The 18,038-nt window shown below is 73.3% G+C and carries 15 protein-coding genes; 6 read left to right on the plus strand and 9 right to left on the minus strand.

All coding sequences use genetic code 11. From position 1 onward, the window contains the following. Positions 1–193: 193 nt before the first annotated feature. From ABZZ38_RS08530 to ABZZ38_RS08545, 4 genes are all read right to left on the minus strand, one after another. A complete protein-coding gene (locus tag ABZZ38_RS08530; RefSeq protein WP_356737110.1) occupies positions 194–817 on the minus strand; it encodes a GntR family transcriptional regulator in 624 nt (207 codons plus the stop codon). A gap of 165 nt (positions 818–982) precedes the next feature. Continuing rightward, entirely contained in the window at positions 983–2,893 is a 1,911-nt protein-coding gene (gene sucB, locus ABZZ38_RS08535) for a 2-oxoglutarate dehydrogenase, E2 component, dihydrolipoamide succinyltransferase (protein WP_356737112.1), read from the minus strand. Between the two features lie 61 nt (positions 2,894–2,954). After that, positions 2,955–4,343 (minus strand): dihydrolipoyl dehydrogenase, encoded by a 1,389-nt coding sequence (lpdA, locus tag ABZZ38_RS08540; RefSeq protein ID WP_356737114.1) that lies wholly within the window; start codon positions 4,341–4,343, stop codon positions 2,955–2,957. A gap of 282 nt (positions 4,344–4,625) precedes the next feature. Further along, positions 4,626–6,164 (minus strand): leucyl aminopeptidase, encoded by a 1,539-nt coding sequence (locus ABZZ38_RS08545; protein WP_356737116.1) that lies wholly within the window; start codon positions 6,162–6,164, stop codon positions 4,626–4,628. Between the two features lie 315 nt (positions 6,165–6,479). On the opposite strand from ABZZ38_RS08545, the gene ABZZ38_RS08550 reads away from it, so the two are divergent. The 5 genes from ABZZ38_RS08550 to ABZZ38_RS08570 are packed head-to-tail and all read left to right on the plus strand — an operon-like array spanning position 6,480 to position 12,965. Then, entirely contained in the window at positions 6,480–8,528 is a 2,049-nt protein-coding gene (locus tag ABZZ38_RS08550; protein ID WP_356737118.1) for a hypothetical protein, read from the plus strand. Positions 8,529–8,557: 29 nt separating this feature from the next. Beyond that, positions 8,558–10,096: a GT4 family glycosyltransferase PelF gene (pelF, locus tag ABZZ38_RS08555; RefSeq protein WP_356737120.1), complete on the plus strand. Its 1,539-nt coding sequence runs from the start codon at positions 8,558–8,560 to the stop codon at positions 10,094–10,096. Beyond that, complete coding sequence (locus tag ABZZ38_RS08560) at positions 10,097–11,554, plus strand: hypothetical protein (RefSeq protein ID WP_356737122.1); 1,458 nt, start codon at positions 10,097–10,099, stop codon at positions 11,552–11,554. Beyond that, entirely contained in the window at positions 11,551–12,177 is a 627-nt protein-coding gene (locus ABZZ38_RS08565) for a spherulation-specific family 4 protein (RefSeq protein ID WP_356737124.1), read from the plus strand. The genes ABZZ38_RS08560 and ABZZ38_RS08565 overlap by 4 nt, the downstream gene beginning before the upstream one ends. Further along, positions 12,177–12,965, plus strand: a complete 789-nt coding sequence (locus ABZZ38_RS08570) for an endo alpha-1,4 polygalactosaminidase (RefSeq protein WP_356737126.1) — start codon at positions 12,177–12,179, stop codon at positions 12,963–12,965. Before ABZZ38_RS08565 ends, ABZZ38_RS08570 begins: the two co-directional genes overlap by 1 nt. Before the next feature lie 45 nt (positions 12,966–13,010). On the opposite strand, the gene ABZZ38_RS08575 is transcribed toward ABZZ38_RS08570, so the two are convergent. Further along, entirely contained in the window at positions 13,011–13,214 is a 204-nt protein-coding gene (locus ABZZ38_RS08575; protein ID WP_165260076.1) for a cold-shock protein, read from the minus strand. A 75-nt stretch (positions 13,215–13,289) separates the two neighbouring features. Further along, positions 13,290–14,090, minus strand: coding sequence for an adenosylcobinamide-GDP ribazoletransferase (locus ABZZ38_RS08580; RefSeq protein ID WP_356737287.1), 801 nt, complete (start codon positions 14,088–14,090; stop codon positions 13,290–13,292). Between the two features lie 37 nt (positions 14,091–14,127). Here ABZZ38_RS08580 and ABZZ38_RS08585 point away from each other — a divergent pair, with 37 nt between their 5' ends. Then, entirely contained in the window at positions 14,128–14,901 is a 774-nt protein-coding gene (locus ABZZ38_RS08585; RefSeq protein ID WP_356737128.1) for a hypothetical protein, read from the plus strand. On the opposite strand, the gene ABZZ38_RS08590 is transcribed toward ABZZ38_RS08585, so the two are convergent. From ABZZ38_RS08590 to ABZZ38_RS08600, 3 genes are all read right to left on the minus strand, one after another. Next, the gene (locus tag ABZZ38_RS08590) at positions 14,819–15,541 is read right to left on the minus strand and encodes a hypothetical protein (protein WP_356737289.1); all 723 of its coding nucleotides are present in this window, start codon (positions 15,539–15,541) and stop codon (positions 14,819–14,821) included. The two genes, ABZZ38_RS08585 and ABZZ38_RS08590, sit on opposite strands and share 83 nt — an antisense overlap. A gap of 136 nt (positions 15,542–15,677) precedes the next feature. Continuing rightward, the gene (cobT, locus tag ABZZ38_RS08595) at positions 15,678–16,793 is read right to left on the minus strand and encodes a nicotinate-nucleotide--dimethylbenzimidazole phosphoribosyltransferase (protein ID WP_356737130.1); all 1,116 of its coding nucleotides are present in this window, start codon (positions 16,791–16,793) and stop codon (positions 15,678–15,680) included. A gap of 17 nt (positions 16,794–16,810) precedes the next feature. Continuing rightward, positions 16,811–18,010, minus strand: a complete 1,200-nt coding sequence (locus ABZZ38_RS08600) for a bifunctional adenosylcobinamide kinase/adenosylcobinamide-phosphate guanylyltransferase (RefSeq protein ID WP_356737132.1) — start codon at positions 18,008–18,010, stop codon at positions 16,811–16,813. Positions 18,011–18,038 lie beyond the last annotated feature (28 nt).

An 18,038-nucleotide genomic window follows, 5' to 3' on the forward strand; every position in this document is an offset into this window, starting at 1 on the left:
GATGACTGTACGACCGTGATCGATGATCGATCAAAGCGTTGGACGAAAAATCTTTCCCCAAAGGCCAAAGTCGGCATCGGGTGCCACGAAAATGGGCACCCGGTGCCTTGTTTTCGCAGGTGGGCGCGGCGAATGAGCGCCCGTGCCACCCGATGAGCGGACGCGTGCGCGCCGGTGTGAAGGGGGCGCGGAGTCAGGCGCGGGGGGCGCAGCCGAGGACGTGTTCCTTCACCAGGACCCCGATACGGGGATCCCGGCGGCGGAAGGCCTGGACGAGCTCCTCGTGCTCCTCGGCGTACGACTTCTGCACGGTTCCGAGCCAGCGGATCGACAGGGCCGTGAAGACCTCGATGCCCAGGCCCTCCCAGGTGTGCAGCAGCACGCTGTTGTGGGCTGCCCGCACCAGCTCCCGGTGGAAGCCCACCGTGTGCCGCACCTGGGCCGTGCCGTCCGCACGCGCGTCCGCCTCGTACAGGGCCGCCACGTGCGGCTCCAGCGCCGAGCAGTCCTCGCCGAGCCGGTCGGCCGCGAGCTCCGCGGCGATCTGCTCCAGACCGGCCCGTACGGGGTAGCTCTCCTCCAGGTCCGCCGCGGTGAGGTTGCGCACCCGGACGCCCTTGTTGGGCGCCGACTCGATGAGGCGCAGACTCTCCAGCTCGCGCAGGGCCTCGCGTACGGGTGTCTGGCTGACCTCCAGTTCGGTGGCGATGCGGCGCTCGACGATCCGCTCGCCCGGCTTCCAGCGGCCGCTGACGATGCCCTCCACGATGTGCTCGCGGATCTGTTCGCGCAGCGAGTGGACGACGGGCGGGGTCATGGGGGCTCCTTCGCGGCTGCGGCGGTTGATCGCCATTATTCCGCCCGGCCGGCCCCCGCGGCTGCCCCTGGAGCCGAGACACCTGTCACGCGACGACGGCGCCCCCGGCCGGGAAGATCCCGGTCGGGGGCGCGTCGTCGTACGGGCTGTCCGCCCGGGCCCGCCTTACAGGCCGAGGTCGACCTCGAACTCGCCGGCCTCCAGGATCGCCTTGACGGCCGTCAGGTAGCGGGCCGCGTCGGCGCCGTCCACCAGGCGGTGGTCGTAGGAGAGGGACAGGTACGTCATGTCGCGCACCGCGATGGTCTCGCCGAGGTCCGGGTGGTCGATGACCACCGGGCGCTTGACGGTGGCGCCGATGCCCAGGATGGCGACCTGGTTCGGCGGCACGATGACCGTGTCGAACAGCGCACCGCGCGAGCCGGTGTTGCTGATCGTGAAGGTGGCGCCGGACAGCTCGTCCGGGGTGATCTTGTTGCCGCGGACCTTGCCCGCCAGCTCGGCGGTGGCCTTGGAGATGCCCGCGATGTTCAGGTCGCCCGCGTTCTTGATGACCGGCGTCATCAGACCCTTCTCGGAGTCCACGGCGATGCCGATGTTCTCCGAGTCGAAGTACGTGATGGTGCCCTCGTCCTCGTTGATCCGGGCGTTGATGACCGGGTGGGCCTTCAGCGCCTGGGCCGCCGCCTTCACGAAGAACGGCATCGGGGACAGCTTGACGCCCTCGCGGGCGGCGAACGCGTCCTTCGCGCGGTTGCGCAGCTTCATCAGCTTGGTGATGTCGACCTCGACGACCGAGGTCAGCTGGGCCTGCGAGTGCAGCGCCTTCATCATGTTGTCGCCGATGACCTTGCGCATGCGGGTCATCTTGACGGTCTGGCCGCGCAGCGGGGACGTCTCGAGGGCCGGGGCCTTCGGGGCGGCGGCCGGGGCGGCGGCGGCCGGAGCCGGCGCGGCGGCGGCGGCCTTCGCGGCCTCGGCGGCGGCGATGACGTCCTGCTTACGGATACGGCCACCGACGCCGGTGCCCTTGACGGACCCCAGGTCGACGCCGTTCTCGGCGGCCAGCTTGCGGACCAGCGGGGTCACGTAGGCGCCCTCGTCGGCCGGCTGTGCGGCGGCCGGAGCCTGAGCGGCCGGAGCCGGAGCCGGAGCCGGAGCCGGGGCCGGGGCCGCGGCCTGAGGGGCCTGAGGCTGGGCCGGGGCGGGCGCGGGAGCCGGGGCGGCGGCCTGAGGGGCCGGAGCCGCGGGGGCGGCCGGAGCCTGGGCCGGGGCGGGGGCCTCCTGCGCCGGGGCGGGGGCCTCCTGCGCCGGGGCGGGGGCGGCTTCCTGCGCCGGGACCGCCGGGGCCTCGGCGGCGGGCGCCGGGGCCGGAGCGGCGGGAGCCTGGGCGGCGGCCGGGGCGGCACCCGGGGCGCCGATGACGGCCAGCTTGGCGCCGACCTCGGCGGTCTCGTCCTCGCCGACGACGATCTCCAGCAGCACACCGGCGGCCGGGGCGGGGATCTCGGTGTCGACCTTGTCCGTGGAGACCTCGAGCAGCGGCTCGTCCTCCGCGACCTCCTCGCCGACCTGCTTCAGCCAGCGGGTGACGGTGCCCTCGGTGACCGACTCGCCCAGCGCGGGCAGGACGACGTCGGTGCCCTCGGCCGAACCGCCGCCGGAGGCGGCCTCGGCGGTCGGGGCCGGGGCGGGGGCCTCGGACTCGGTGGACGGGGTGGCCTGCGGGGCCTCCTGCGCGGGGGCTTCCTGCGCGGGGGCCTCGGCGGCGGGCGCCGGGGCGGCCTCGGCGGCGGGGGCCTCCTGTGCCGGGGCCTGGGTGGCGGCCGGGGCGCCGGAACCGTCGTCGATGATGGCCAGCTCGGCGCCGACCTCGACGGTCTCGTCCTCGGCGACCTTGATGGAGGCCAGGACACCGGAGGCCGGGGCCGGGATCTCGGTGTCGACCTTGTCGGTCGACACCTCGAGCAGCGGCTCGTCGGCCTCGACGCGCTCGCCCTCGGCCTTGAGCCAGCGGGTGACAGTGCCCTCGGTGACGCTCTCGCCGAGCGCCGGCAGGGTTACGGAAACCGACATGGTTTCAGTTGCTCCTAACGATTTTGCGGGAAGTGGTCGTCGCGCCCGGTGACTGCGGGGCTCAGTCGTGGGAGTGCAGGGGCTTGCCGGCCAGCGCCAGGTGGGCCTCGCCGAGCGCCTCGTTCTGCGTCGGGTGGGCGTGGATCAGCTGCGCGACCTCGGCCGGCAGCGCCTCCCAGTTGTAGATCAGCTGGGCTTCGCCGACCTGCTCGCCCATGCGGTCACCGACCATGTGGACGCCGACCACGGCACCGTCCTTGACCTGGACGAGCTTGATCTCGCCCGCGGTCTTGAGAATCTTGCTCCTGCCGTTGCCCGCGAGGTTGTACTTCAGAGCGACGACCTTGTCCGCGCCGTAGATCTCCTTGGCCTTGGCCTCGGTGATGCCCACGGAGGCGACCTCGGGGTGGCAGTAGGTCACCCGCGGCACGCCGTCGTAGTCGATCGGAACCGGCTTGAGACCGGCCAGGCGCTCCGCCACCAGGATGCCCTCGGCGAAGCCGACGTGCGCGAGCTGGAGGGTGGGGACGAGGTCACCGACGGCCGAGATCGTCTCGACGTTCGTCCGCATGTACTCGTCGACCAGGACGTAGCCGCGGTCCATGGCGACGCCCTGCTCCTCGTAGCCGAGGCCGGCGGAGACCGGGCCACGGCCGATGGCGACGAGCAGCACCTCGGCCTCGAAGGTCTTGCCGTCCGCCAGGGTGACCTTGACGCCGTTGTCGGTGTACTCGGCGCTCTGGAAGAAGGTGCCGAGGTTGAACTTGATGCCGCGCTTGCGGAACGCGCGCTCCAGCAGCTTGGAGCTGTTCTCGTCCTCGGCCGGCACGAGGTGCTTCAGGCCCTCGATGATGGTGACGTCGGTACCGAAGGACTTCCACGCGGAGGCGAACTCGACGCCGATGACGCCGCCGCCCAGGATGATCGCGGACTCGGGGACCCGGTCCAGGGTCAGCGCGTGGTCCGAGGAGATGACGCGGTTGCCGTCGATCTCCAGGCCGGGCAGCGACTTCGGCACGGAACCGGTGGCGAGCAGGATGTGGCGGCCCTCGACGCGCCGGCCGTTCACGTCGACCGAGGTGGGGGAGGACAGCCGGCCCTCGCCCTCGATGTAGGTCACCTTGCGGGAGGCGACCAGACCCTGCAGGCCCTTGTACAGGCCGGAGATCACGTCGTCCTTGTACTTGTGGACGGCCTTGATGTCGATGCCCTCGAAGGAGGCGAGCACGCCGAACTGGTCGGCCTCACGGGCCTGGTCGGCGATCTCACCGGCGTGGAGCAGGGCCTTGGTGGGAATGCAGCCGTTGTGCAGGCAGGTGCCGCCGAGCTTGTTCTTCTCGATCAGTGCGACGTCCAGGCCCAGCTGCGCACCCCGCAGGGCGGCGGCGTACCCGCCACTGCCACCGCCGAGGATCACTAGGTCGAAAACGGTGCTGGCGTCGTTCGCCACGTCACGTCCTCCATGCATGTGCGCCGGTCGCCGGTCATCGACGACCGGGCGGCGGCTGGTGTTCGGCCGCTGTTTCTTCGGCCCTGTGGTGGGGGCCCTGTCCTGCCGAGAACCCATCTTCGCACCTGTCGCCCGAAGGCGGGACGCCGGGCCGCGTCATGAGACGGCTGATCGCCCGTCCCGGGCCGTACCAGTGCGTACGAAAGTACGGATTTCGTTGCGGCCGGTTGACGGAGAGTGGCCCCGGACACACCGTGTCCGGGGCCACTCGCGCAGGGGCCGCTAGCCGAGGTCGCCGGCCGCCGTGCGTTCCGCCAGCTTCACGAGGGTGCGGACCGAGGAGCCGGTGCCGCCCTTGGGGGTGTAGCCGAAGGGGCCGCCCTCGTTGAACGCGGGACCGGCGATGTCGAGGTGGGCCCAGGTGATGCCCTCGCCGACGAACTCCTTCAGGAACAGGCCGGCGACCAGGCCGCCGCCCATCCGCTCGCCCATGTTGGCGATGTCGGCCGTCGGGGAGTCCATGCCCTTGCGCAGCTCGGCCGGGAGGGGCATCGGCCAGGACTGCTCGCCGACCTCCTCGGCGATCTCGTGGACCGAGGTGCGGAAGGCGTCGTCGTTCGCCATGATCCCGAACGTGCGGTTGCCGAGTGCCAGGACCATGGCGCCGGTGAGGGTCGCGACGTCGACGATCGCGTCGGGGTTCTCCTCGGAGGCGCGGGTGAGGGCGTCGGCGAGGACGAGACGGCCCTCCGCGTCGGTGTTGAGCACCTCGACGGTCTTGCCGCTGTACATGCGCAGGACGTCGCCGGGGCGGACGGCGGAGCCGGACGGCATGTTCTCGGCGAGCGCGAGCCAGCCGGTCACGTTGACCCGGAGGCGGAGGCGGGCGGCGGTGACGACGGCGGCGAACACGGCGGCGGCGCCGCTCATGTCGCACTTCATCGTCTCGTTGTGGCCGGCCGGCTTGAGGGAGATGCCGCCGGAGTCGTAGGTGATGCCCTTGCCGACGAGGGCGAGCGTCTTCTCGGCCTTGGGGTGGGTGTAGGCGAGCCTCACGAGCCGCGGCGGGTTGGCGGAGCCGGAGCCCACGCCGAGGATGCCGCCGTATCCGCCCTTGGTGAGGGCCTTCTCGTCCAGCACCTGCACCTTGATGCCGTTCTCCTTGCCGGCCGCGGTGGCGATGGCGGCGAAGGCCTCGGGGGTGAGGTCGTTCGGCGGGGTGTTGACGAGGTCGCGGGCGCGGTTGATCTCCTCGGCCAGCGCGAGCGCGCGCTCGATCGCGGCCTTGTACGCCTTGTCGCGGGGCTTGGCGCCGAGCAGGATCACTTCGGCGAGGGGGCCCTTGGTGTCCTTGTCCGCCTTGCCGTCCTTGCCGGCCGTCTGGTAGGCGGTGAAGGCGTACGCGCCGAGGAGGGCGCCTTCCGCGATGGCCTCCGCGTCCTCGACGGCTTCGACCGGGAGCGCGAACGCGGCCTTCTTCGTACCGAAGAGGGCGCGGGCGGCGGAACCGGCGGCGCGGCGCAGCGTCTCGGCGGTGTAGGTGTCGTCCTTCTCCGGTGCGGTGCCGAGGCCGACCGCGAGTACGACGGGGGCCTTGAGGCCCGACGGGGAGGGAACCTTGGTCACCTCTCCCTCGGCACCGGAGGCGCCGAGGGTCTCCAGGACGGTGGCGAGCTTTCCGTCGAACGCCGCGTCCACGGCCTCGGCGCCGGGCGCGACGACGAGCCCCTTGCCGCCCTGCGGGCTCTTGGCGACGCCGACGACCAGGACATCGGCGCGCAGTGTCGCCGCGCCGGCGGTGCTGAGAGTGAGAGCAGTCACGGTGGTGAAATCTCGCTTCCGTTTGAGTTCTGGGGAGGCCTGAGCGGTCGAGGGGTGGGCCGACCCTGCCCGCCGCATCGTAATTGGGCCCGTGGAACGCCGGGAACGAGCCTACGCGCGCTCTCCCGTTTCGCTGAGAGCGGCGGCAATTCACTCATCCGTGGCTTCTCTTTCACGTTTGGCACTCCATTCGGGTGAGAGCTCGGTCACACTCGGCTCAATCCGGAGAGGGAGCGATCCGGCCCTTTGCATCATCTCCACAGATCCTCCGTGCGCCCCCACGCACACGGAAGGGTCCCTTCAGGGGGGACAGACATGCACGCACACGCATTCCCGGCCGGACGCGCCGCACGGACGGCCGGTGCACTGCTCGCCGCGACGCTGCTGGCCGGCGCGGTGCCCGCGGACCGCGCGGCGGCGGCCGAGCCCACGCCCCGCATCGACCTCGCCGTGCTGGTGGTGGACGACGGCGGCGGCGCCGTCGAGGCCATCGCGTCCGAGCTGAAAGGTTCCGGCACGCCGTACCGCACGCTCCGCCTGGACGACCCGGCCCGGCCCGTCATCGACGCCGCCTTCCTCGCCGACACGGTCGACGGGCGCCCGCGCGCCAAGTACCAGGGCGTGGTGCTGCCCGACGAGGCGCCGCAGGGACTCGAAGCGGCGGAGCGCGCCGCTCTCGCCGCGTACGAGCAGAAGTACGCGATCCGTCAGGTCGACGCCCACACCTGGGCGCACCCCGGTGTCGGCCTCGACCACACCAGCGAGGGCGGACGCTCCGGCGTTCTCGACGGCGTCACCACGGCCGTCACCACCGCCGGGAGGGCGGGGCCCTTCCGCTACCTCGACGGGCCGCTGACCTTCGAGGACAACGACCCGGAGATCTCCGAGAGTTACGGCTACGCCGGACGGCCCCGCACCGGTTACACCAGCTACCTCGACGTGCCCACCGACGAGGGCGGGCGCGCCAGCCTGATCGGTGAGTACGCCCACGACGGGCGGCAAGAGCTGGTCGTCACCTTCGCCTACAACCGCCACCAGCGGCAGTTCCGGGCGCTCGCCCGGGGCATCGTGGAGTGGCTGACCCAGGGCGTCCACCTCGGGCGCGGCCAGAACTACTTCTCCGTCCACGTCGACGACGTGTTCGCCCCCGACGCGCGCTGGGACACCGTGCGCAACTGCACGCCGGGCGACTTCGACTGCGTGGGCGGCGACGGCGAGGGCACGCGGCCGATCCGGATGACGGCGGCGGACGCGCAGTACGCCGCCCAGTGGCAGCGCTCCAGCGGCTTCACCCTGGACATGGTCTACAACGCGGGCTCCGGCGAGGAGTGGAAGGCCGAAAACGGAGGCACCGATCCGCTCGCGTCCCAGCTGCTCGCCGACAAGGCGCGGTACCGCTGGATCAACCACACCTGGACGCACCCCTTCCTCGGCTGCGTCCAGGACACCTCCACCGTCCCGTGGCAGTGCGCCAGGGACGCGTACGGGAACACCCGCTGGGTGAGCCGCGCCGCGATCGCCGCCCAGGTCCGCGACAACCACACCTGGGCCGTGAACCGGGGCATCGCCGTCGACCGGACCGAGCTCGTCACGGGTGAGCACTCCGGCCTCAGGACCCTGCCGCAGCAGCCCGCCGACAACCCGAACCTCGCCGGCGCGCTCGCCGACACCGGCGTCGCGTGGATCGCGAGCGACAACTCGCGCGACCCGCAGCAACGGGCCGTGGGCGCCGCGCTGACCGTGCCCCGCCACCCGATGAACGTGTACTACAACGTCGGCACGGCCGCCGAGATGGCCGACGAGTACAACTGGATCTACACCGCGAAGGAGGACGGCGGCAGCGGCGTCTGCGCGACCGACCCCGCCTCCACCTGCCTCGACGAGCCCCTCGACACGGCCACCGGCTACGCCGAGTACATCGTCCCCCGGGAAGCCCGCACCGCCCTCGGCCACGTCATCGCCAACGACCCGCGCCCGCACTACGTCCACCAGTCCAACCTCGCCGAGGACCGCCTCCTCTACCCGGTCCTCGACAAGGTCCTCGCCGACTACCGCGCCCTGTTCGCCGACAACACCCCCCTCGTCAACCCGCGCCACAGCGACGCCGGTACGGAACTGGCACGCCGCGCCGCCTGGGACAGGGCCCTCGCCGGCGGCAAGGTCACCGCGTACCGCATCGGCGCCACCGTCACCGTGAAGGCCCCGGCCGGTGTGACCGCCCCCGTCACCGCCCCCGAAGGGACGCGCAAGCAGCAGCTGCTCGGCACGACCGCGTTCGGCACCCCGTACGCCGGCGCGCGCTCCGCCTGGACCGCCCCCGACACGTTCCAGACCGCGATCACCCTCACGCTGCCGACCGCCTGACCACTTCACCTCCGGGGGGAAACCGACCGATGCCGAGCAGCGGCCGTCATGTCACCATGCTCACCGAAGGCACCTACCCGCACGTCCACGGCGGCGTCAGCACCTGGTGCGATCAGCTCGTCCGCGGCATGCCCGAGGTGGACTTCGAGGTCCTCGCCCTCACCGGCAGCGGCCGGGAACCGGTCACCTGGGAGCTGCCGTCCAACGTGCGGCGCCACACCGCGTACCCGCTGTGGGGCCCGTCGCCCCGGCGCGCACGGCCGCTGATCGGACGGGAGCGGCGCCGCTTCACCGACACGTACGAACGCTTCCTGCTGTCCGTGCTCGACCCCTCCGCGGGCTGCGACTTCGGCGAGAGCCTGTACGCCCTCGCCGCCCTCGCCCGCCGCGGACGGCTCTCCTCCGCGCTGCGCTCCGAATCGGTCCTGCGGTCACTGATGTGGATATGGACCATGCCGCATCTGCAGACCGCCGCCGCCCGCCCCACCGTCCACGACGCGCTGACCGCGACCGACCTCCTCGAACACGCGCTGCGCCCGCTCGCCGCCCGCATACCGGGAGGGACCGTCGCCCACGCCGTCTCCAGCGGCCTCGCCACCCTGCCCGCGCTCACCGCCCAGCACTTCGACGGCGTACCGTTCCTCCTCACCGAACACGGCATCTACCTGCGTGAGCGCTACCTCGGTTACCGCACCGAGGCCCAGCGGTGGCCCGTCAAGGCCCTGATGCTCGGCTTCTACCGGGAGCTCAACTCCCTCGGCTACCGCAAGGCCGACCTGATCACCCCCTGCAACCAGTACAACCGGCGCTGGGAGGAGCGCGGCGGCGCCCCCACCGACCGCATCCGCACCGTCTACAACGGCGTCGACCCGCACGCCTTCCCGCTCGCCGGACCCGAACCCGCCGTCCCCACCCTGAGCTGGTGCGGCCGTGTCGACCCCATCAAGGACCTGGAGACGCTGATCCGGGCGTACGCCATCGTCCGCGCCGAACTGCCCGAACTGCGGCTGAGGCTCTTCGGGCCCGTCCCGGCCGGCAACGAGGACTACCGCACCCGCCTGGAGAAGCTCGCGGCCGAGCTCGGCGTCAGCGACGGCATCACCTACGAAGGGCGCGTCTCCGACGTGGCCGGCGCCTACGCGGCGGGCAGCGTGGTGATGCTCTCCTCCATCAGCGAAGGGTTCCCCTTCTCCCTCATCGAGGCCATGTCGTGCGGCCGGGCCACGGTCTCCACCGACGTGGGCGGCGTACGCGAAGCGGTCGGCGACACCGGGCTGGTGGTGCCGCCGCGCGAGCCCGCCGTGATGGCCGAGGCCATCCTGGCGCTGCTGCGCGACGGGGAGCGGCGCGCCGAACTCGGGCGGCGGGCCCGGCAGCGGGTCATCGACCGGTTCACCCTCCACCGCTCCGTCGACGGCTTCCGCCGCATCTACCTGGAACTGGCCGGACGTCCCCAGCCGGAGCCGGAGGAGACCCGCGACTGGACCCTGCAACTGCGCGTCACCGCCCCGCCCCCCGGCTTCGCCGGGGGAGGCCCCCGGTTCCGCGAGCTCGATCGGACGATGTGAATGAGCGGCTCCCTCTGGCTGACCCCGCCCGCCCCCGCCGGGGCCACCGACACCCTGCCCGCCCTGCCGCGCCCCCGCCCCAGCTGGGCCGCCGCCGACCCGATCGACGAACTCACCCACCGCCTGGAGGAGGTGATAGCGGCCGCCGTCCACCCCGACGAGATAGCGGCCATCCTCGAATCCGACGGCATGACGGACGATCACATACGCCTCACCTACGGCCGCCAGGACTCCTTCGCCCTCGCCGAAGACCTCTACGCGCGCGTGGAGCGGCGCTTCCCCGAACCCGACGGCCCTCCCACCGGCCCCTGGCACACCGGCCTCGCCGGATGCCTCCTGCGCGGCCTGGTCTTCGCCCTCCCCGGCCTCGCGTACGTCCTCGGCGCCCCCTTCCTCGCCGGCCCGCCCGGCCGACTGGGCCTGCCCACCGGTACGGTCCCGCTGCTCGCCGGCGCCGTCACCGGCTGGGTGTGGAACCAGGCCCTGTCCCACCGCGCCTACTCCTGGCTCGGCCTCGGCGACCGCCAGGCCGCCGCCCGCACCCTGCTCACCGGTGCCCCGGCCGGCGCCCTGGCCGGCGCGGTCGCCGCCGTCGCCGTGACCGGGCCGGGGGAGTGGGGTGCCGCCGCCTTCGCCGCCGGACAGGCCCTGTACCTGGCCGCCGCGACCGTCCTGCTGGTCCTGGGCCGCGAGAAGGCCCTCCTGGGCGCGCTCCTGCCGCTCGCGGCCGGCGCCCCGGCCGCCTTCTGGTTCGACCTGCCGCTGCCCCTGCGCACCGCCCTGTTGCTCGCCCCCCTCCTCGCGGCCGTCGCCCTCGCGTTGCGCGCCGTCGTCCCCGGCGCCGCGCCCGGACCGCCCGGACGGGCGGCGCCACGCTTCGCCGCCTCCCTGCCGTACGGGCTCTTCGGGCTCGGCACCGGCGGGCTCGTCCTGTACGCCGCGGTGGGCGACGTCCTGGCCGAGGGGCCGGGCGCCCCCGTCGCCGCGCCGTCCGCCGTCGCGCTCACCCTCTCCATGGGCCCCGCCGAGTGGCTGCTGCACCGGTTCCGCGGCGAGAGCCTCGCCGGACTGCGGGCCAGCACCAGCGCCCGCGCCTTCCGCCGGACCACGGCCACCACGCTCGCGCTGTGCCTCGGTGCGTACCTGACCGTGCTGCTGCTCCTGGCCGCGGCCGGCACACTGCTGTGGCCGGGCGCGCCCGAACTGTGCGGACTGCGCCTGCTGACGCTCCTGCTGATCGGCACCGTGCTGTGGGCCGCCCTGCTGCTGCAGTCCTTCGGGGCGGTGCTCAGCGCGGCGCTGGTGTGCGGCGCGGCCACCGGCGTGCAGTCGGTGACGCTGGCGACGGGAGCCGGTGACCCGGCGCTCGTCGGCGCGGGCATCGCGGGGGCGGCGGCGGTGGTACTGGCCGCTCTCGGCTGGGTACTCCTCGGACGGGCGACCGCCCACCGCACATGAAGGAATCGCCCGTGGACCTCCTGGTGCCCTACTACGAGCACCCCGCCGACCGCCCCGCCGAATGGGACACCCTCATCGCCTCCGCGCCGCTGCTCTACGGGGTCGTGATCAACCCCGCGAGCGGCGCGGGCCGGGCACCCGACCCCGCGTTCGTGACCGTGGCCGACCGACTGCGCGCGGCCGGGGTGTGCGTCCTCGGCTACACCGACACGGGCTACGGGCGCCGCCCGCACGCCGACGTCCTCACGGACCTGGTCCGCCACCGCGACTGGTACGGCGCCGACGGCGCGTTCCTCGACCAGGTCCCCACCGACCCCGGACTCGTCGAGCACTACCGTCGCCTGGGCGTGGCCGCCCGCGCCGCCGGCGCCGCCACCCTCGTCCTCAACCACGGCGCCCACCCCCACCCCGCGTACGCCCCGCTGGCCGACCTGCTCGTCACCTTCGAGGGCCCCTGGGACGCCTACCGCGCCCTCGACCTGCCGGTCGCCGACCACTACTGCCACCTGGTCTACGCCGCTCCGCCCGACGCCCGGATCGCGACCCGCGTCCGGTGCGCCGTCCCCGGCGGCGGTGCCCATCCCTGGGGCACCCTGCCGCACGTCCTGGAGCACCGCCCCTGATGCGCCGCGCCGCTCTCCTCGTCCTGGCCCTGGCCCTGCTCGTCGCGGGCTGTACGACCTCCTCCGACGACGATCCCGCCCCCCACCGGGCCCGCTGGCAGCCGACGCCCGGCCAGCCCTGGCAGTGGCAGCTCAGCGGCCGGCTCGACCCGGCCGTCGACGTGCCGGTGTACGACATCGACGGCTTCGACCACCCCGCCGCCACGGTCACCGACCTGCACCGGCGCGGACGCAAGGTGATCTGCTACCTCTCCACCGGCGCGTGGGAGGACTGGCGCCCGGACGCCGCCGACTTCCCCAGGACCGTCCTCGGCCGGGGCAACGGCTGGGAGGGCGAGCGATGGCTGGACATCCGCCGCACCGACGTCCTGGAACCGCTCATGGCGGCCCGCCTCGACATGTGCCGGGCGAAGGGGTTCGACGCCGTGGAGCCCGACAACATGGACGGCTACGCCAACGGCACCGGCTTCCCCCTCACCGCCGCAGACCAGCTCCGCTACAACCGCCTCATCGCCCGCCTCGCCCACGACCGCGGCCTGTCCGTCGGCCTGAAGAACGACCTCGACCAGATCCCCGACCTGGTCGGCGACTTCGACTTCGCGGTCAACGAACAGTGCGCCGAATACGACGAATGCGGCCTGCTCACCCCGTTCATCCGGGCGGGCAAGGCCGTCTTCCACGTCGAGTACGAGCTGCGAACGCCGGAGTTCTGTCCGGAGGCCAAGCGGCTGCGGATGAGCTCGATACTGAAGCGGTACACATTGGACGCCTGGCGCGAACCCTGCTGATCCAGCGACAGCCGGAGGGTTCGCGCCAGGCCGGTGGTGACGTCGTCAGGCCGGTGTGACGTTCTCCGCCTGCGGACCCTTCGGGCCCTGCGTCACGTCGAACTGGACCTTCTGGCCCTCGTTGAGCTCGCGGTAACCGGTGCTGGCGATGGCCGAGTAGTGGACGAACACGTCGGGGCCGCCGCCGTCCTGCTCGATGAAGCCGAAGCCCTTTTCCGCGTTGAACCACTTCACAGTGCCGGTAGCCATGTCAATCCTTCTCCTTACCTCTGCTGCTGATCGTCTACCAGGCTCGGCGCGGGCCAAACCCACCCGTCCCACACTTCAGCCGAATGTCAGAACGACGAGCGCGGCCGTCGCCGCCGTCTCCGCCACCGCCCCGAACACATCGCCCGTCACCCCGCCGAACCGCCGCACACAGCGCCGCAGCAGCAGCTCCGCCGCCCCGAGCCCCCCGAGGGCCGCCAGTACGTGACCGGCGGCGCCGTACGCCCCGAACAGCAGCCCCGCCGCCGCGCACCCCGCCACCACCGGTCCCGCCACGCCGAACGCGGCCCGCCCCGGCACCGTCCCCGCCACCACCGCGCCCAGCCCCTCGGGCCGGGCGGCCGGGACGGAGGAGCGCGACGCGAGGGTGAGCGCGAGCCGGGCGACCGTGCCGCTCAGGACGGCGCCGACCGCGCCGTACGCCCAGCCCTGCCCGTACAGGCCGTGGAGCGCCGCCACCTGGGCGAGCAGCGCGAACAGCAGCGTGATGACGCCGAACGGGCCGATGTCCGACTGTTTCATGATCCGCAGCGCGTCCTCGGCGGGCTTGCCGCTGCCCAGCCCGTCCGCCGTGTCCGCGAGCCCGTCCAGATGCAGCCCGCGCGTCAGGACGGCCGGCACGGCCGCCGAGGCGACGGCGGCGAGCAGCGGCCCCGCGCCGAGCAGCAGGAGCAGCCCACCGGCCGCCGCCGCGACCGCCCCCACCACCAGCCCGGCCAGAGGAGCCCAGAGCATGCCGGTGCGCGCCGCCCCACGGTCCCAGCGGGTGACGCGGACGGGCAGCACGGTGAGGGTGCCGAAGGCGAAACGTATGCCGTCGAGGGTCGTACGGGTGCGGGATGTGGTCACCGCGCGCAGGGTAGTCGCAAGAAGGCGCGATCACGGAGCGAGTGGGATGGGTCACTGGTTTTACCGCAACATCGTCGAGCCGGGGAAGCTCCCGCTGCTCGTCGCCCTGTCCTCCTTCGTGCTGACCTTCCTCATCACGCGCACCGTCACCCGGCTCATCCGGGCCGGCAAGGGCCCCTTCCGCAACGTCTCGCCCGGCGGGATGCACATCCACCACGTCGTGCCCGGGGTCGTCCTCACCCTGGTCGGCGGGTTCGGCGCGGTCGCCGTCGGCCGGCAGGGCGTCGCGCCCATCGTCTGCGCGGTGATCCTCGGCATGGGCGCGGGCCTCGTCCTGGACGAGTTCGCGCTGATCCTCCACCTGGACGACGTCTACTGGAGTGAACAGGGCCGCAAGAGCGTCGAGGTCGTGGTCCTCACCACGGCCCTCCTGCTGCTGGTGCTGGGCGGCTTCTCCCCCCTCGGCGTCAACGAGGTCACCCCGCAGGAGCGGCAGAGTCGCGCCGGCCTCATCGTCAACTTCGGGCTGAACTTCCTCTTCGTGCTGGTCGCCCTGTTCAAGGGGAAGTTCCGCATGGCGGTCATCGGCCTGTTCGTGCTGCCCGTCGCGATCTTCGGGGCGTTGCGCCTGGCCCGCCCCGGGTCCGTGTGGGCCCGCCGTTTCTACCGCCGCAGGCCCCGGGCGCGCGCCAGGGCCGGGTTGCGCGCCTACCACCACGACCGCCGCTGGAACCGGGTCAGGTACGGCTTCCAGGACCTGATCGCCGGCGCGCCCGACCGCGTCCAGCACCTGCGGCGTCCGCACGACGAGCGGCACTGAGGACCCGGGCACGCCCGAGGGCGTCGGCGCACGCACAGCCCACCAGCACCGCCGTGATCGCCGCCAGGTGCTCCTTGCCGGCGAGGTTGTTCTTGACCAGCACCTCGACCACCATCGCCACGATCACCAGAACGCCCGTCAGCCAGGCGCCGTGGCGCCAGCACACGACGACCGCCAGCCCCAGGACCGCCGCCGACGGCCCGGTGTCGACGACCCGCGCGTCGGAGGCGGGCAGCCCCAGCGGGCTGTCCGGCCCGAGGGCGATACCGATCCGCGCGTACATCGTCCCGGCCAGCGTCGCCGCGTACGCGACCAGCAGCGTACGCACCCGGCCCAGGCAGATCTCCGCGATGCCGAACACCAGCAGTATCTGCGCCAGCGCGCCCCACACCGGCAGATCCAGCGCCGGTACGAACAGCGACAGGGGCGTACGCAGCAGAGCCACCCACAGCGGGTCCTCGGCGCGCACCGAGCCGATGTTCTGGACCGACTGATAGCCCCAGGGCTGGTTCTGCGCGATCTGGAGCAGCGCGGTCAGCGTCACGGCGCCGAGCGTCATGGCGACCGCACGCCACCGGCGGGTGACCAGACCCGTCCGTACCGCCCCGTACAGCGACCCCCATTCGCGGCGGACGAACATCACGGCTCCCGGGTTCTCGCTGGTCGACGGCGCGTGCACGGGGTGCGCACGGCGTGTGCCAAGACCCGCGGGGGCCCGGTGAAGTTCACCGGCCCCCGCGTGATGCACGTCTCCCACCCCAGGATCGTCCGTGGAGTCAGTCCGTGCCGGCTGCCTCCGTACCCTCCTCGTCGGCGGACCCGACGGGCTCGGCGGACCCGACGGGCTCGGCTCGCTCCGGCAGCTCGGCGGCGAGCGCCGCCGCCGCTTGGACGAGCGGCAGCGCGAGCAGCGCACCCGCCCCCTCGCCCACCGTGACGCCCTGGTCGAGCAGCGGGTTGAGCGCCATCCGGTCCAGCGCCTTCGCCTGCGCCGGCTCCCCGCTCACCTGGCCCGCCAGCCACCAGTCCGGCGCCCGGAACGCCGCCCGCTGCGCGACCAGCGCGCACGCCGCCGACACCACCCCGTCCAGGATCACCGGCATCCGCCGTACCGCGCTCTGCAGCAGGAACCCGGTCATCGCCGCCAGGTCCGCCCCGCCGACCGCCGCCAGCAGCTCCAGCTGGTCGCCCAGCACCGGGCGGGCACGGCGCAGCGCGTCCCGGATCGCGGCGCACTTGCGCATCCAGGCCAGGTCGTCGATCCCGGCACCGCCCCGGCCGGTCACCACGGACGCGTCCGTACCGCACAGCGCGGCGATCAGCGTCGAAGCCGGCGTGGTGCCGCCGACACTCAGGTCGCCCAGCACCACCAGGTCCGTGCCCGAGTCGGCCTCCTCGTCGGCGACCGCCATGCCGAGGCGTACGGCCTGCTCGGCCTCCTCCGGGGTCAGGGCGTCCTCGATGTCGATACGGCCGCTGCCGCGCCGCACCCGGTGCCGTACGACGGCCTCGGGCAACAGCCCCGGGTCGCAGTCCAGACCGGCGTCGACGACCCGCACCGGGACGTCCATCCGCCGCGCCAGGACGGCGACCGGGCTCACACCGTCCAGCACGGCGCGTACGAGCGTGTGCGCGCCGCCCGCGGGCCGCCCCGACACGTCGAGCCCGGCCACGCCGTGGTCACCGGCGAACAGCAGCACGCGCGGCCGGTCGATCGGCCTGACCGGGACGGCTCCCTGGGCCGCGGACAGCCACTCGCCCAGCTCGTCGAGACGGCCGAGCGCACCGGGCGGGACGGTGAGGCGCTCCCGGCGTTCCTCGGCGTCCCGCCGCGTGGCGCTGTCGGGGCGCTCGATCAGTTCGGAGAAGTCGTCGAGATTCAGCCTGCTCATTCGCGGAACACTACCCGTCAGCCCCGCAGGACAAGGGCCTGACCGGCGACCACGTGCACGACGTGCTCGCACTCGTCCGCGAAGGCCGCGTTGAGCCGTCCGAGCTCGTCACGGAACCGCCGTCCGGAGGCAGTTGCGGGGACCACCCCCGATCCGACCTCGTTGGTCACGGCGACGACGGTACGGGGTGTGGCGCGTACCGCCGCGACCAGTTCCGCGACCCGCTCGCGCAGCTCCCGCTCGCCGCCCCCGGACCAGACGTCGTCGTCCCAGGCGCCGGCCCGGTCCATCGCGTCCGTCAGCCACAGCGAGAGGCAGTCGATCAGCAGCGGCGGCCCCTCGTGCCGGAGCAGCCCGGCCAGTTCGCACGTCTCCTCCGTACGCCAAGCGCCGGGCCGCCGGTCGCGGTGCGCGGCCACCCGCGCCGCCCACTCGGCGTCGCCGGCGCGGGAGCCGCCCGTCGCCACGTACACCACCTCCGGGAACGTCTCCAGCCGCCGCTCGGCCTCCAGCGACTTCCCCGACCGCGCCCCGCCGGTCACCAGCGTCCGCCGCGGCACCTCGGGAACCCCGGGGTACTCGCCCACACCGAGCGTCGTGCCGTCCGGCACGGCCCGCGCCCCGGCGGCGGCCAGCCGCCGCTCCAGCTCGGGCCCGGGCGGCACGTCATGGTCCAAATGGACGGCGACGACATCGGTCGCCGCCCCGACCCCCCCGGCCGCTCGCAGCCGGGCGAGCCCGTCGGGCCTGTGGACGACGTCCGCCACCACCATGTCGTACGGCCGCGGCATCTCCGCGACCCCGGCGACGGCTCCGCCCGGCGGCAGGTACAGCAGCCGCAGCCCCTCCGGCGACGTCACCTCGTACCCCGTGCCCGGCGCGTCCATCGGCACCGCCCGCACCCGGTGCCCGCTGATCAGCGTCAGCTCCCGCCCGTCGGGCACCCGCCCGGCCGTCGGCAACCCGGGCGGCAACTCCACGGCCGGTCCGTCGTGCGGATGCGTCAGCAGCACCTGCCGTACGCCGCTGAGCGACCGCCCCGCCCGGGCGGCGGCGAGCGCGGCCCCCGGTGTCAGATCGAGCAGCAGCGCGCCGTCCACGAGCAGCGCGGTGGCGGCCCGCGCGTGCACGCCCCGGGCGACGGCGCACCGGGCGCAGGGGCAGTCGGGACGGGGCAGCCCGTCGGGGGCACCGGTGCCGAGCAGAGTCAGTTCCACGGTGAGATCCTCCCGCGTCCCCGCACGG

It is taken from the genome of Streptomyces sp. NPDC006368, from assembly GCF_040612535.1.
Classification (GTDB): Bacteria; Actinomycetota; Actinomycetes; order Streptomycetales; family Streptomycetaceae; genus Streptomyces.